Source organism: Gordonia sp. UBA7860 (assembly GCF_002500165.1).
Taxonomy (GTDB): Bacteria; Actinomycetota; Actinomycetes; order Mycobacteriales; family Mycobacteriaceae; genus Gordonia; species Gordonia sputi.
Genome location: NZ_DLSO01000151.1, coordinates 1 through 15,933 on the forward strand (window position 1 = coordinate 1; position 15,933 = coordinate 15,933).

A 15,933-nucleotide genomic window follows, 5' to 3' on the forward strand; every position below is an offset into this window, starting at 1 on the left:
CGCGATCTGTTCATCGACGGCGGCCACCACCTCCGGCGGGAAGCCCGGCCCGCGCACCAGGTCGGTGCGTGAGATGACCAGTCGCGCTTGCTCGATCGAGATGATCCCGTCGCGTAGACAGCCGAACACCTGTGGCAGGTCATCGCGTAACACGATCGCCTCGTCGATCATGCGTTCAGCCTGCGGACGTGACACCGCGAAGATCCCCGAGATGCGTGCCGCCGCATCGGAAAAGCCGTCGACGATCAGGCCATCCGATTCGGCGCGCTCGACGACCAGCCTGTCGTAGAGCACTCCGATCGACTGATACCGCGCCCACGCCAAAAACGCCTCACCACAACGTAATCGGGTCAGACCCTCCAACACAGCAACCGTGTCCGAACCATCGGGAGCGGCGGGATCGACACCACCCAACAACCCGAGCGGCAGATCCTTCGCCCAATCCGACAGAACAGCACCGGACATCGAATCGAACCCTTCCGAATCACCAGCTCCCGCACCAGAACCTGCGCCTGGGCCAACTGAGTTGATCGACATCCAACACCCCCTCGCACTCGCCGAATCGAACGTTTGTACCCATACTACGGGCAGACACCGACATAGATGAGCGCTTCGAGTTCGCAGAACAGATCTGTGCATAAACCATTGCGAGGCCACACTTTTCAGCGACAGTCAACGTTGCAGTATCGGAGTTCTGCCTTCACAGTGGACGCCACATCACCGACCAAGGAGAGCGGCCCCGCTGGTGGATACAGATCAGACAAGAACACAGCAGATCGCACATGAACAGCTCGCAATCGATGCAATGTACGACCGACTCGATGCCGAGCAGAACGAGACCCTCGCCACCCGAGCACGCACACTGGCATCTGGGGCCGATGAGCCCGAGATGCGAGTAGCCAGAGATGCCGAGCTCAACCGGCTGGACGCCAGGTTGCAACGACGTCGAAGCGCAGAGAGATCACTGTGTTTCGGACGTATCGACATGACCGGTGACGGCGCGTCCCTGCACATCGGGCGGGTAGGCCTCCAGTCCGCGTCAGGCAGCACACTCCTCGTCGACTGGCGCGCCGAGGCCGCTCGACCCTTCTACGAAGCGACGACGAAATCCAAACTGGGAGTGCGACGCCGACGCCATCTGCGCCTCAGCGGTCGTACGGTCGTCGATGTCACCGACGAGATACTGGATGGCACCACGCAGTCCGAGAACGACGTCGTCGGCGATGTCCCGCTCACCGCGGCGCTCACCGGTGCGCGATCGGGCCGCATGCACGAGGCAGCAGCTACCCTGCAGGCCGAACAGGATCAGATCGTCAGGTCGCAGCATCGCGGAATCGTCGTCGTCGACGGCGGCCCCGGGACCGGAAAGACGATCGTCGCACTCCACCGAGCCGCATACGTGTTGTATGCATTTCCCGCGATTGCCGATCGAGGCGTGCTGATCTTCGGTCCCAACGCGCGATTCCTGTCCTACATCTCCGACGTCTTGCCGTCACTGGGTGAGAACGACGTCGACATGGCCACCGCAGCCGATCTCGTCTCCGTCGCAGTCGGACGACGCGAACCCGACGACGTCGCACGGGCGAAGGGGCGCAGGTGCTGCGCCGACGAAATCGCGCGCAGGGTCGAAGTCGCGCAACCGCACGGGGTGTCGCTGCGCGTGCGCACCGAACACGGGACCGTCGTCGTCGATTCCGAACGTGTCGACGACGCCCGACGTCGCGCACTCCAAGGAGACGTGGGCCACAACCCCGCGCGAAAGATCTTCATCGAGTACCTGGTCGACGAGGTCGTCGATGACCTCGAAAGACAGACGGCACAAGAGATCTCCGATTTCGAGGACGAGATCAAGGTCGCGTTCGGTATCGACCTCGATCGCATGTTCCCGAGTGCGCACAGCGATGGAGACGACAACACCGCGCACTCAGCCGGACTCGACGAGATCGACTGGGACCTGATTCGCGACGAACTCCTCGACGATGCCGGGATTTGCCGCACGGTCGACCTCGTCTGGCCACGACTTCGACCGGAACAGGTTGTCCGCGAGCTGTTTCAAGACGAGACCACCGCACGCCGGATGCTTCCAGATCTCGCAGAACACAGCCTGGGATCTGTTTCATCGAACGCTGAATCCGGCTTGACGGAAGCTGATCTCGCACTTCTCGACGAGGCTCGTACACGACTCGACGGGCCGCCCGACACTACTTACGGCCATATCGTCGTCGACGAGGCACAGCACCTTTCCGAGATGCAGTGGCGGATGCTCATGCGCCGCTGCCCGAACCGTTCCATGACCATCGTCGGAGATCTGGCCCAGGCGGGACCAGCCACCACCATCACGACATGGAACGACGCACTGGAGCCATTCGTCTCCGACCGCTTCGTCCATCACACCCTGACGATCAACTACCGCACAACCGCCGAGATCCTCGACACGACCGCCCCGCTGCTCGCGCGCATCGCGCCCTCACAACGACTTTCGCGGTCACTGCGCAATGGGGAGCAGCCAGTCACGGTCGCGGTGGCGGGAGTCGACGTCGACTCCACCGTCGATGACCTCATCGCCGAGCTTCGGTCCTCTCATCCCGGCGAACTCATCGGCATCATCGCGGAATCACGACGAGCCGCTCTCATGGGTGCGCAAGCCACGGACCCGGACGTGAAAACCCTGGATCATTTCGGAGGTGATGTGGTCGTCGTTCCAGCATCCGAAGCCCGGGGGCTGGAGTTCGACACCGTACTCGTCGTGGCTCCCGACGAAATCGAATCGTCCGGGGCGGCCGGTCTGCGCGATCTGTATGTCGCACTGACCCGGGCAACCAAGCGCGTGATCACGATCGCGCGGCTCGCGACATAGATTCATCGAGCGCAACTGACCAGATCCTGGGCGTGCTGTGTCCGATTCACGGACGCGCGGCGAGTGTGCGCACCTTCACGGAGGAACCGGCCTCGCCACGAAGAACGTGCAATTGGGACGGTATCCGCGCACGCAACTCGTCGACGTGACTGACCACACCGACAACCCTGCCGCCGGAACGCAATTCGTCGAGCACCCCCATCACCAGATCGAGCGACTCCGGATCGAGTGTGCCGAACCCCTCGTCGATGAACATGGTGTCGAGCACCCGACCACCCGATTCCGCGGACACCACATCGGCGAGGCCGAGTGCCAACGCGAGAGAAGCGAAGAAGGTCTCGCCGCCCGAGAGTGTCGTCGCGGCACGCGTGACCCCCGTGTACTCGTCGCGCACCTCGATGCCGAGACCGCCGCGACGCCCCCGCGGCCCTCCGGCGTCGGAGTGTGCGAATTCGTAACGGCCCGAGGACATCTGACGAAGCCGATCCGACGCCGCGACCAAGACCTCTTCGAGGCGTGCCGCGAGAACATACGACCTCAGTGTCATTCGCTTCGCGTTCTGCCCTCGGCCACTGACCAACTCGGCGAGATCGTGAATCTCCTTCTGTCGCGCACGAATCGGCTCGAAGTCGGTCAGCGCCTCCCAATAGAGGGTGACGTGATCGGCGAGGCTGGTCGCTCGACGCGCGGAGACCGCCGCGGCACCGGACGCGGCATCGCACCGGGCGCGCACCGCTGTGAGCGTGGTCTCTAGGTGTGCGAGGTCGACGGGCTCGGCCGCCAGCGCCGAACGCACGTCGTCGTCGTCCAACGTGCCCTGCGCCTCGACCCTCAGGCCGTGCGCCTTGCGCAGCGACGACTCCCAGGTCGCCATCTGCTCATCGGTAGCCATCGCTGCTCGCACCGCGGCTTCGTCGGCGAACTGCGCTTCGGAGCACGCGGATGCGGCGCGCTCCGCCGATCGTGTCAGTCGCTCACCAACACGGCGCACCTCCGCTCGCGCGTCTCGCAAAGCTGAAGCGCACCTACACAACTCGGTCAACTCGGCACGGCGTCCGCTGACATCGCCCCGGCCTCCGGTTGCAGTCGAGACCTCCGCGTCGAGCGAGTCGAGTTCGCGACGCAGAGAGTCCAGGCGCACGGCCCCCGCCGCGCGCCGCTCCTGAATCTGCGATCGTTCGGCCTGCCAGGTGTTGGCCTGCCCATCGAGTTCGTCGACGACGCGCTGCAACTTGTCGACCGACGCCGCGGCGTGTTCGGCCTGCGTGAGGCGCTTGACCGTATCGTCGCGATCAGCGCGTACGGATTCTCGAATCGCGTCGCCGATCAGCTTGTCCAGATTGGCTTTTCGCTCGCGATAGGTATCCAGCGACGAGCGCGCACGCGTCAACTCGGCCGAGGCGCGATGTTCGATGTCGGCAGCCGCGGCCTCGTCGGCGTCGCCGACATGATCGCCCGGATCGCTCGTCGTCGGTGCCGGGTGTTCGCGCGAGCCGCAGACGGTGCACGGTTCGCCCTCGACGAGTTGCGACGCGAGCTCGGCCGCCATCCCCGCCAAGCGACGTTCGCGAAGGTCGAGGAATCTGGTCCGTGCATCGTTGTACGCCGCGTGTGCGTCGTTGACGGTCTGCTCGGCACGATGGAGAACGACGTCGAGCTTGTCGCGCTCATCCATCGCCTCGAGAATCGAAGTCTGCTGTTCCCGCTGGTTGCGCAAGGCCTCGACCCGGGCACGCTGGTCATGCGCATCCTGCAGCGCACGCGCTGCCTCGCTCCGGTGCCCTGGCAGGGCTGCCAGCGCGTCGTCGAGTTCGACGGTGCGGTTGTCGGCCGCCGAGACCTCGGCCTCAGCGGCGCCGATCGCATCGATCAGCGTGGGACGTTCGAGTGCCCTGCGCACCAACGGTTCGAGCCGACCCGACTCCGCCGCCCACGTGTCGATCGCGCTGGCCAACTCGGCGTCGTCGCACTCGCGCAACCACGCAGCCTCCGAACGCTCCAACACGGCCGATTCCGCTGCCGCACAATGCTCGTCTGCAGCGCGCGCACTGTCGATCGCCTGCCGGTGATCGGCGAGCACGGGGACTACCGGTGCAGCGCGACGTGCAGCGGCAAGAGCGCCTTCGGCACGATCGAGATCCGGCTTGGCGGCGTCGAGCTGATCGATGCGCGAGCGCGCGGAGAGTCCGCGCTGCCTGTCGTGCATCATCTTTCTGCCGCGGTCGTATGACTGCTGCGCGGCGTCGAGTTCGCCGCGCACCTCTGCCAACACCGTGGTGTCGCGGCGTTCTCCATCGCGGGCGTCGTCGAGGCACTTCTGGGCCCAGGCCATGTCGGGCTCGATGGGGGTCTCAGCGCCGGAGAGGGCCCCGATCTGCGCGGCGATGCGGTCGATCGACGCCGCCTTCGCCTCGACGGCCACCGCACTCTCTCGTGCACGTTCACGCAGCCAGTCCTCGACGTCGCCGAATCGCTCGGTGTCGAAAAGCCTCTCCAACAGCGCTTCTCGTTCTTCGTTGGGCGCCCGGAGGAATCGCGAGAAGTCGCCCTGTGGAAGAAGCACGACCTGGAAGAACTGCTCGGCGCTCATGCCGAGGAGTTCACTCACGGTCTCGCCGATCTCGGGCAACCGGGTGAGTGCCACCCCCGACCCGTCGACCCACTCGAGCGTCGCCTTCGCCTGGACCTTGGTGATTCCGGTCCCCCGCTTCTTGGGTCGCTGATACTCGGGCGACCGGATGATGCGGAAACGGCGACCGTTGATCGTCGCTTCGACCTCGACCTGCGGAACCTGTTCTGCCGGAGCATGATCGGAATGAAGGCGTTTGGCCTCGTTGCGGGCGCCGGGCACCCTACCGAAAAGCGCGAACGCGACGGCGTCGAGCACCGTCGTCTTGCCCGCACCCGTCTGCCCGTGCAGCAAGAACAGGCCGTCGGCTCCGAGCGCGTCGAAATCGATCACCGTATCGTCGGCGAAGGGTCCGAACGCGCTCATGCGCAACCGATGAAGTCTCATGCCGACTCTGCCACCTGGTGAGTCTGAGCCAGCGCGTCGATCTCGAAGAGCGTCAACGGCTCAGACGATGCGACCTGTTCCGGCTCGCCGACGACAGCGCGTAGCGCACTCTCCACGAGCGCGCGCTCACGGGCAGTCGGCTCGTCGCGGACATCGGTGACGAAAGACGTGATGATCTCCGCATCACTGCGGCCGCGTACCCGAGAGCGATAGTCGACGCTGCTCTCGGCATCGGGACGCTGCCACTGTACGTGAACGGCGTGCGGAAACCGTTGCCGCAGAACGCGCATGGCATCGACCGGGCGGACGGCATCGGTGAGCGTCGCTTCGACGTAGTGATCTTCGGCAACCGCCAGCGACTCGTCGGCCAGCAACTCGTCGAGCGTGCCGCGCAGCGACGTGAGACCGCGCACGACCGGTAGATCGTGGCGACGGACGTCGGACACGCCGTCGGCGTCGAGGTCGACGATCCACACCCCTTTGTGGTGTGTGTTCTCGCCGAACGAGTACGGGATGGGCGATCCGCTGTAGCGAACCGTTGGCGTGAGTTCCTGCGGCGAGTGCAGGTGGCCGAGCGCGACATAGTCGACCCCTGAGAACACCTCGGCCGCAACGGTTTCTACTCCCCCGACGCTGATCGAACGCTCGGATCCGGTGGCGAGCCCGCCGACAACGAACGCGTGCGCGACGACCACCGAGCGCGCATCGCGCGCGGCGAGGTCGGCGCGGATGCGTTCCATCGACGCGGTGAGCACGTCGGAGTGTCCGCGCGCGTCTTCGACGCCGAGTTCGGTTCGGGTGACTTCGGGTTCGAGGTACGGGATTCCATAGATCGCCACGTCTCCGTGCTCGTCGGAGAAGACGATGGGGTCGTTGATGGACGCCACCGAGGTGCGCAGATGCAGGCCACCGGCCGCGGCGAAGCCCGACCCGACACCGAGGCGCGTCGGCGAATCGTGGTTGCCGGAGGTCACGACGATCGCGGCACCGGCGGATGCGATCGCGGCGAGGCCGTCGTCATAGACACGCACGGCGTCGGCAGAAGGCACCGATCTGTCGAACACATCTCCCGCGACCACGACGACGTCGACCGATTCCGCGGCGACGACGTCTGCGAGGTGACGCAGCGACGCGCGCTGGTCATCGAGCAGGTCGGCGCCGTGGAAGGTTCGGCCGATATGCCAGTCGGAGGTGTGCAGGATTCGCATGGGAAACACCGTACGATCTGCCACCGACAGAACCGGGGAGGCGCGTCAGGCCTGCCCGGTCGTCGGAGGTCGTGAACCCGTCAGGCTGCGCCCGCCTCCTCCACCGCGCCTTCGGCTCCCGCCGCGGCCTTGACATCACCTACCGGCGGATACGAGCGCTGTCCGGCCGGTCGCTTGAGGAACAGCGTCGCGACCACACCGATCAGCAGTGCCGCCGCGGGCAGATACAGCGTCTGGCCCATCGCGAGCGCGAACGGCTCACGGACAGGATGACCGAAGACCTCGATCGGCAACTGCTTGGCGCTGTCGTTGTTTGACGCCGTGTCCATGCCGGGCAACTCCGCAGCGAGCCTCGTCTGCATCAACGCACCGACAGCGGCGGCGCCGATCACCGAGCCGATCATTCGGGTGGTGTTGTAGACGCCTGCACCGGCACCCGCCTGGTACCAGGGAAGATCACGAGTCGCGGTTGCCGCCAACGGCGCCCAGATGCCCGCAGATGCGATACCCATCAGCGCCAGCGGCAGGATCAGTTGCCACACAGGGGTTGCCGACCGCGCGATACTGCCCATCCAGAACAGCGAGATCGATGCCAGGAACAGACCCGTCGAGATGATGAGGCTGGGATGCACACGGTCGAGGACCCGCCCGACGATCGGCGCGAGGATTCCGGTGAAGATCGCCATCGGCACCATGACCAGCGCCGATTGCGTCGGTGTCATGCCACCGACGAGTTGCAGGAAGAACATGGCCGGAATCATCTGACCGGAGATCGCGAAGCCCATCGAGGCGATGCCGATGTTGGACAACGAGAAGTTGCGCCGACGGAACAGCGAGAGCGGAACCAGCGGTTCGGTTTTGACCCTCGACTCCCAGTAGATGAAGAGCGCGAACACGACGACACCCATGATGATGAGCGTCCAGATCCACGGAGCCCAGTCGTACTTCTCACCGTCTTGAATTCCGAACACCAAGGCGGACAGACCGATTGCCGATAACACCACACCGACCCAGTCGAAGGAATGGTCGTGCTTGTCGACCTCGGGCACGAGCACGGCCGCGAGGATCAGACCGATGATGCCGACGGGGAGATTGACGAAGAAGATCCACTCCCAACCGAGGTTGTCGGTCAGCACCCCGCCGAGCAGCGGACCGACCAGCGTTGCCACACCGGCGACGGTGCCCCAGACACCCATTGCGGCACCACGCTTTTCGGGCGGGAAGATGCGTTGGATCATGGCCATCGTCTGCGGCGTGATGAGCGCGGCTCCGACACCCTGCAGTGCACGTGCCGCGATCAGCTCGCCGATCGAGCCGGAGAACCCGCACCAGACACTCGCGGCGGTGAACACCACGAGACCCACCTGATAAACGGTCTTGGGTCCGTACTTGTCGCCGAGCCTGCCCGTGATCAGCAGCGGCACCGCGTACGTCAACAGGTACGCGCTGGTCACCCAGACGATGCCGTTGACATCGGTGTCGAGCGCCGCACGGATCTGCGGCTGCGCGACAGCAACGATCGTCATGTCGACGAGGATCATGAAGAAGCCGACGCATAGGGACATGAGCGAAAGCCACGGTCGGTTGGTCACCGACTTGAATGCCGGAGCGGTCATGAGTTCTGCACTTTCTGTGCTGTGGACGAAATCTTGGTTGGGGACGAATTCTTGGTTGGGGACGAATTCTCGGTTGGGGACGACTTGTGAGTTGGGGACGAAGCGTCGGATGGAGATGAACTCGGTGATTCTGGTGTGGTGGCGTGCTTTGAAAGCCACCCCGAGCCGGGGTCGTCGATCCACTCGATGTCGTTGTGACGCAGGCGTCGGACAAGATCGACAAGCCAGTCGATCTGAGTCTGCAGAGTCGCCAAACGGCACCCGACGTCGAGATAGAACATCTCGACGGCTCCGCGAGCGAGCGCTGCCGCCGCTGCCGCCTCGACCCGTTCCCGATCGGCACGCATCGCATCGATACGCCGTTCGAGTAGTTCGACGACCCGTTGCCGCGGCAACGAATGCGCCTCGGACAAGGCGAGGTAGAGCTCGGGGTATTCGACGGGGTGACGTTCGAGGATTGCCTCGAGGCTCGCGGCTAGCGCCGCTCTGCCCGTGTCGGTGATCGCATAGACGGTCCGCTGCGGTCGGTTGCCTTCTTTACGAACCTCGACGACCTCGATGAGTCCGTCGACGGCTAGGCGGTCGACGGTGTGATAAAGCGTGCCCGGACGAATCTTGGTCAGGCGGTCTTCTTCCCGCTCGATCGTGGTCTGGAACATTTCGTACGGGTGCATGGGCCGTTCAGCAACCAGGCCGAGTACCAGGATGGCCTGCGGAGCCAACGGACATTTCGCAGTCACGTCGTCTCCCGTCTCCCAGCCAAATATTCCGTGTGGAATATACCGCGCCGAATAACTGGTGCCAACCGTCGGTGGCGATCACTACTGTGGAGCCATGAGCCAGGTCCAGTCAGACACAGAAGCCCAGTCCGGCACGCAGGCGTCCTATGTCACCAGCGGACAGGAGTTCGTCCGCGACACCCAGTACATCGAGACCCGCATCACGCGCGACGGTCGCGACGGCTACCCCGTCGAGGCAGGACGGTATCGACTCATCGCGGCGCGGGCATGCCCCTGGGCCAACCGCACGCTGATCGTCCGACGACTCCTCGGTCTCGAGGATGCGATCTCGTTGGGACTCTGCGGTCCCACTCACGACAAGAACTCATGGACGTTCGACCTCGATCCCGGCGGCGTCGACCCGGTCCTGAAGATCCCGCGCCTGAAAGACGCGTACGAGAAGCGCTTCCCCGGTTACCCCAAGGGCATCACCGTTCCGGCGATCGTCGACGTCCCCAGCGGCGAGGTCGTGACCAACGACTTCAAGCAGATCACCGTCGACTTCGAGGTCGAGTGGTCCGACTATCACCGTGAGGGAGCACCTGACCTCTACCCCGAGCACCTACGCGACGAGATCGAATCCGTCAGCAAGGGTGTCTACACCGAGGTCAACAACGGGGTGTACCGCTGCGGATTCGCCGGCAGTCAGGAGGCGTACGACAAGGCCTACGACCGGCTCTTCACCAAACTCGACGAACTGACCGAGCGCCTGGCATCGCAGCGTTACCTGGTGGGCGACACCATCACCGAGGCCGACGTCCGGCTTTTCACGACCCTTGCGCGATTCGATCCCGTCTATCACGGGCATTTCAAGTGCAATCGGAGCAAACTGTCGGAGATGCCGGTGCTGTGGGCGTACGCGCGCGATCTGTTCCAGACCCCGGGGTTCGGCGACACCGTCGACTTCACCCAGATCAAGCAGCACTATTACATCGTCCATCGCGACATCAATCCCACCGGGATCGTGCCCGACGGCCCGGACCTGCGGAATTGGCTCACGCCTCACCATCGCGACGAACTCGGGGGCAGCCCCTTCGGAGACGGAACGCCACCACCCCCACCGCGGCCGAATGAGGTCGTGCCAGAACAGGATTGGGTACCACTGACATGACCGAAGCCAAACGAACCGATCAGAAGCCTCCCGCGAAGGCGGTCGAGGTGACCGGGGGCCTGCTGGACAAAGCCCAACGCCTCCAGGCTCCGGCGGTCAAGAAGTACGTGAACGCACTGCGTAAGGCGCATCCAGACGAGTCGCCCGAGCAGATCATCCGGCGGCTGGAGAAGCAGTTCCTGCGCACGGTGATGGGTTCGGGAAGTGCCGTCGGTGCAACCGCGGCGATCCCCGGCGTCGGGACCATGACCGCGCTCGGCGCGATGACAGGTGAGACGGTGCTGTTCCTGGAGGCCTCGGCGTTGCTGGCCCTCGCGATCGCCGAAGTGCACGGAATCGGCGTCGAGCAGTCCGAACGGCGAAAGACGCTCGTGTTGGCCGTCGCACTGGGTGAGGAGGGCGTCGCAGCGCTCGGACGCCTCGTCGGCACCCGCGGCGGCGCACTGCGTCGACTCGGAACCGCAGCCATCCCGGGTGGCGGCCTCGGCAAGCTGAACACCACATTGATGAACAAGATCGTCAAGAAGTATGCGATCAAACGAGCACCGCTCATCTTCGGCAAGCTGATGCCCGCAGGCATCGGAGCCGTGGTCGGCGGTGCAGGCAACCGCGCACTCGGACGTCGCGTCGTCCTCAACGCACGTGAGGCGTTCGGTCCCGCGCCGAAGTCGTGGCATGGCGATGTCGTCGACGGCAGCGTCGTCACCGAACCCGGTCTGCCCGCCGGGGATCGGTGACCGGCTCCCTCACGGACAGCCCGGCTCCGACGCGAGATGCCCCACCCACCGACACCCCGAGGCCCGCGCAGCCGACCGGCTGGATTCGTCGACTGGCCACTGAGTGCTGGCGACATCGCAGATTGGTGGTCGTCACCCTCGCGGTGACTCTGGTTGCCGTTGCCGTCGACCTCGTCGCGCCCCTGCTGGCCAAGGCTGCGATTGATCACGCGACCGGAGCGCAACGCGGCGGCGCGACGATCTCGGTGGTAGTCGCGGCGCTGCTTGTGTTGGCGGTCGTGCGTTACGCCTGTCAGTTCGGGCGCAGGCTCACCGCGGGACAACTGTCGATCAGCGTGCAGAATGCGTTGCGACTCCGCCTGATGCACACGCTGCTGCATCTCGACGGTGCCGCTCAGTCACGCATCAGCACGGGACAGGTTGTCTCGCGGTCGATTTCGGACCTGCAGATCGTGCAGGGACTGCTGGCCGTGGTCCCGTTGTCGGCGGGTGCCGCGGTTCAGGTGGTGATCGCGATCGGGATCATGGCCTATCTGTCGCCGCTGCTGACGGTCGTCGCGTTGAGCATCATTCCCGTCGTCGGAATCGTCGTCTTCACCACGCGCAGAAAGCTTTTCGCCGCTACCTGGTCGGCGCAGCAATCTGCGGCCAACGTCGCACAGCACGTCGAGGAGACCGTGACCGGCGTGCGGGTGGTCAAGGGATTCGGTCAGGAGTCGCGCGCCGTCGACGAACTCGTCGGCCTCGCGCGCGACCTCTATTCAAAACGCTTGCGCGCAGCCAAGATCAACGCGCGGTTTGCCCCGACCATGGCGGCGATACCCCAGTTGGGCATGGTCGCGGTCATCGCTCTCGGCGGGTGGCTGACGTTGCGCGGCACCATCACCGCGGGCACCTTCCTCGCGTTCGCGACCTACGTCGCCACGATGACGTCACTGGCACGCCTGCTGACCAACGTCGTGGTCAGTGGACAGTTGGCTCGCGCGGCCGTCGACCGTGTCTACGACGTCATCGACGAACCGACCGACCCCGGCGACCGACAGACCGGCACACTGCCCGACGGCGCTCTCGGACTTCGCTTCGACGACGTCGACTTCGCGTTCGGCGACAAGGCCGTCCTGCACGAGATCGACCTCGACATCGCTCCCGGCGAGTGCGTCGCGATCGTCGGACCACCCGGCTCCGGGAAGTCGACCATCGCGGAATTGACCAGCCGCTACCTCTCCCCGACCGCCGGCGAGGTGTCACTGGTCTCGACCGATGGCACCCACGACGTCGCCACGCTCTCCGCCGAGAGTCTGCATTCCGCGGTCGCCGTCGTCTTCGACGAACCGTTCCTCTACTCCGACACGATCGCCGCCAACATCGCACTCGGCGTTCCCGCCGATGCACGCACGCTGCCAGACGGCTCGCCACACCCACGCCTCGTCGACGCCGCAGCCCGCGCCGACGCGCTCGAGTTCATCACTGCCCTCCCCGACGGATTCGAGACGATTGTCGGCGAGCGTGGCCTGACCCTCTCGGGAGGCCAACGACAACGCATCGCGCTCGCCCGTGCGCTGTACGCCGACCCACGCGTACTCGTGCTCGACGACGCAACATCTGCCGTCGACGCCACGACCGAATCGCGCATCCTGCGTGACCTGCGCAGCGGCGGGGATGCCCGGCCGACGATGCTGGTCCTCGCGCATCGACGGTCGACGCTGATGCTCGCCGACCGGGTGGCCGTTCTCGACGATGGGCGGATCACCGACATCGGAACCGTCGCCGAACTCGATGCCCGCAGTCCGCGCTTCCGTGCCTTGATGACCGGCGTGGTCGTCGAGTCGTCGAGCGCGTTGGTCGCGCAGCGCGACACGACACCTCACGCCGAGCCGACGGCACCTGCGTCGGCCGACGACGCACTCATGGACCGGCTGTGGCCACCGGCCGATCCGGGATCGACACCGGCGGCAGACGTCAGCGCGGCGTCGACGATGTCGCGCATCGCCCCACCACCGGGTCGCGGACCGAGTGGTCGCGGAGGCGGTGTGGCGAGCGCGCTCGGTTCGATGCAGGCGACGCCCGCATTGCTCCGGGCCGTCGACGCCCTGCCGCCCGCCGACGAGGATCCCCGAGTCGACACCGCGTCGGTACGTCGTGAGAACCGACAGTTCAGCCTGTGGGGCATACTCTCGCCGGTCCGCCTGCTGCTGATCACCGCGATCGTCTGCATCTCGCTGGACACGCTCATCGGCCTCGCTTTTCCGTCGTTGGCCCGTACGGTTCTCGACGCCGCGGGCCGCGCCGACGAAGCGCGCCTGTGGGAGGTCGCGGCCTTCGGTGTCGGACTGGTCGCGCTCGGCTGGATCGTCGGCGCCGTGATGACGTTGACGTCGACACGCGCAGGCGAGCGCGTCCTGTTCGGCCTCCGGGTGCGCAGCTACGCGCACCTGCAACGACTCGGCCTCGACTACTACGAGCGCGAACTGTCGGGCCGCATCATGACGCGGATGACCACCGATGTCGACGCGCTATCGACGTTCCTGCAGACAGGTTTGACCTCGGCGATCGTCGCCGTGCTGACCCTCGTCGGTGTCACGGTCGCACTGCTGCTCACCGATATCGAACTCGGACTGATCATCCTGCCCGTGTTTCCGATCATGATCGCCGCGACCATCGCGTTCCGACGGGTCGCCGCGGATGCGTACACCCGCTCGCGCGAACTGGTGAGCGTGGTCAACGCCGACTTCCAAGAGAACATCGCGGGGATCAGAACCACACAGACCTACCGCAACAGCGACATCGCCATGACCCGCTTCACCGATCGCACCGTCGAATGGGTGCGCGCACGAATGCGTTCGCAGCGGGCCATCTCGGTGTACTTCCCATTCATCACGCTGATGTCCGACGTCGCGACGGCCGTGGCGATCGCCGTTGGTGCACATCGCATCTCGACCGGAACGATGCAGGCGGGCACACTCGTCGCCTTCATCCTCTATCTCTCGTTGCTCTTCGGACCGGTGCAGCAGCTCTCTCAGGTCTTCGACGGCTATCAGCAGGCAGTCGTGGGGCTTCGACGCATCGCGGACCTCCTCCGCACACGCAGCTCGCTGGAGTCACGCGAGGATCGGATACCGGTTCCCGCCAACGGTTTCGACGGCGACATCGAACTCGACGACGTCGGGTTCCGGTACACCGGCGCTCATGCCGACGCGCTGCGCGACGTCGAACTGATCATCCCGGCAGGTTCGTCACTGGCGCTCGTCGGTCGCACGGGGGCGGGCAAGTCGACAGTCGTCAAACTGCTCGCCCGCTTCTACGACCCCACCAGCGGTGAGGTGCGCATGGATGGGACCGACATCCGCGACTTCGGACTGCTCGACTACCGACATCGGATCGGGCTCGTACCCCAGGAACCACACCTGTTCACCGGTAGCGTCGCCGAGAACATCGCCTATGGCCGACCCGACGCCGACCGGACACAGATCGCGGCCGCTGCACTCGCTGTCGGCGCCACCGATGTCATCGCCGGACTCGACGGCGGGATGCGCCATCAGGTCGGCGAACGCGGCGGCGGGTTGTCGTCGGGCCAACGTCAACTCATCGCGCTTGCGCGGGCCGAACTAGTCGACCCCGACCTCCTGCTTCTCGACGAAGCAACCGCGACCCTCGACCAGGCCACCGAAGCGCTGGTGCTCGCGGCGGGCGAGACGGTCACCCGCCGACGCACCTCGGTGATCGTCGCCCACCGACTCGCCACCGCGGCGCGCGCCGATCGGATCGCCGTCGTCGACAACGGACGCATCGTCGAGTTGGGAACACACGACGAGTTGCTGTCGTTGGGTGGAAGGTACCGCGCGTTCTGGGATGCAGGTGTCGATCCGGACGTCGACGGTATCGAGCCTGCTCAAGGCGACGATCGCGTCTGACGATCGACGTTGCTCACCAGGGTCGCGGGTCGGGACCGCAACCGGGTGTGACGTCGGCGCGGTCGGTACACGGGGCGCAACGTCGCGCGCGTACCATGAGCAGGTGGTGCGTCGTAATCTTCACAAGGGACTCCACGACGCGAGCGAGCGACCCGACACCAGAGGGAATTGAGGCGAGATACCGCTGTGAGCAGTTCGATATCAGATTTCGGACAAAACACGTGGCTGGTCGACGAAATGTACCAGCAATTCAAGAAAGACCCGAACTCGGTCGACCCGAGTTGGCACGATCTGCTGAAGGACTACAAGCCCGGCGACGATGGTTCGTCCAACGGCACGTCAGCAGCATCTGCGGGGGCATCGTCTGCGGCCAAGTCCACGACCGCAGCGACTACCAAGACCGCATCGACCAAGACCGCGCCCGCGAAGAACACGGCGTCCGGCAACGGATCGGGAACCGCACACAGCAACGGTGCGTCGAACACCGCAGCCCCTAAGAAGACCGCAGCCGCGAGCAGCAACGGCAGCGCCTCGTCGAATGGCAAGGCCGCACCCCGTCAGGTCACTCTCGACCAGGAGCCGACCCCGCGCCCGGCCACCACCAACTCCCCCGCCCGCGAGTCGACCGCCACCAAGGCCGCGTCGGGCCACAGCGTTGCGAGCCGCGACGGATCGTCGCGTTCACAGAAGGCGCCCGC

General features: G+C 65.4%; 10 protein-coding genes. 5 read left to right on the plus strand and 5 right to left on the minus strand.

Annotated elements, in window-relative coordinates; genetic code table 11:
- Positions 1 to 465 (minus strand): DUF222 domain-containing protein (locus B3T59_RS18985; protein ID WP_287004782.1); only part of this gene is annotated, 465 nt, incomplete at its 3' end.
- A 340-nt stretch (positions 466 to 805) separates the two neighbouring features.
- Here B3T59_RS18985 and B3T59_RS18990 point away from each other — a divergent pair.
- On the plus strand, positions 806 to 2,857 hold the full coding sequence (locus B3T59_RS18990) for a HelD family protein (RefSeq protein WP_082933770.1): 2,052 nt from the start codon (positions 806 to 808) through the stop codon (positions 2,855 to 2,857).
- Between the two features lie 46 nt (positions 2,858 to 2,903).
- Here the strand turns inward: B3T59_RS18990 and B3T59_RS18995 are convergent, their stop codons facing one another.
- The 4 genes from B3T59_RS18995 to B3T59_RS19010 form a co-directional block, all read right to left on the minus strand.
- The gene (locus B3T59_RS18995) at positions 2,904 to 5,873 is read right to left on the minus strand and encodes an AAA family ATPase (RefSeq protein ID WP_287004783.1); all 2,970 of its coding nucleotides are present in this window, start codon (positions 5,871 to 5,873) and stop codon (positions 2,904 to 2,906) included.
- Positions 5,870 to 7,081: an exonuclease SbcCD subunit D gene (locus B3T59_RS19000; protein WP_287004784.1), complete on the minus strand. Its 1,212-nt coding sequence runs from the start codon at positions 7,079 to 7,081 to the stop codon at positions 5,870 to 5,872. Before B3T59_RS19000 ends, B3T59_RS18995 begins: the two co-directional genes overlap by 4 nt.
- Before the next feature lie 80 nt (positions 7,082 to 7,161).
- Positions 7,162 to 8,697: an MFS transporter gene (locus B3T59_RS19005; protein ID WP_064864063.1), complete on the minus strand. Its 1,536-nt coding sequence runs from the start codon at positions 8,695 to 8,697 to the stop codon at positions 7,162 to 7,164.
- Positions 8,694 to 9,437 (minus strand): PadR family transcriptional regulator, encoded by a 744-nt coding sequence (locus tag B3T59_RS19010; RefSeq protein ID WP_064864061.1) that lies wholly within the window; start codon positions 9,435 to 9,437, stop codon positions 8,694 to 8,696. The genes B3T59_RS19005 and B3T59_RS19010 overlap by 4 nt, the downstream gene beginning before the upstream one ends.
- A 94-nt stretch (positions 9,438 to 9,531) precedes the next feature.
- Here B3T59_RS19010 and B3T59_RS19015 point away from each other — a divergent pair, with 94 nt between their 5' ends.
- From B3T59_RS19015 to B3T59_RS19030, 4 genes are all read left to right on the plus strand, one after another.
- The gene (locus B3T59_RS19015) at positions 9,532 to 10,587 is read left to right on the plus strand and encodes a glutathione S-transferase family protein (RefSeq protein ID WP_287004785.1); all 1,056 of its coding nucleotides are present in this window, start codon (positions 9,532 to 9,534) and stop codon (positions 10,585 to 10,587) included.
- Positions 10,584 to 11,324, plus strand: coding sequence for a hypothetical protein (locus B3T59_RS19020; RefSeq protein ID WP_287004787.1), 741 nt, complete (start codon positions 10,584 to 10,586; stop codon positions 11,322 to 11,324). The genes B3T59_RS19015 and B3T59_RS19020 overlap by 4 nt, the downstream gene beginning before the upstream one ends.
- Entirely contained in the window at positions 11,321 to 15,235 is a 3,915-nt protein-coding gene (locus B3T59_RS19025; RefSeq protein WP_287004789.1) for an ABC transporter ATP-binding protein, read from the plus strand. Before B3T59_RS19020 ends, B3T59_RS19025 begins: the two co-directional genes overlap by 4 nt.
- 237 nt (positions 15,236 to 15,472) lie before the next feature.
- Positions 15,473 to 15,933: 2-oxoglutarate dehydrogenase E1 subunit family protein (locus B3T59_RS19030; RefSeq protein ID WP_414652114.1), on the plus strand; the 461-nt coding region annotated here is incomplete at its 3' end.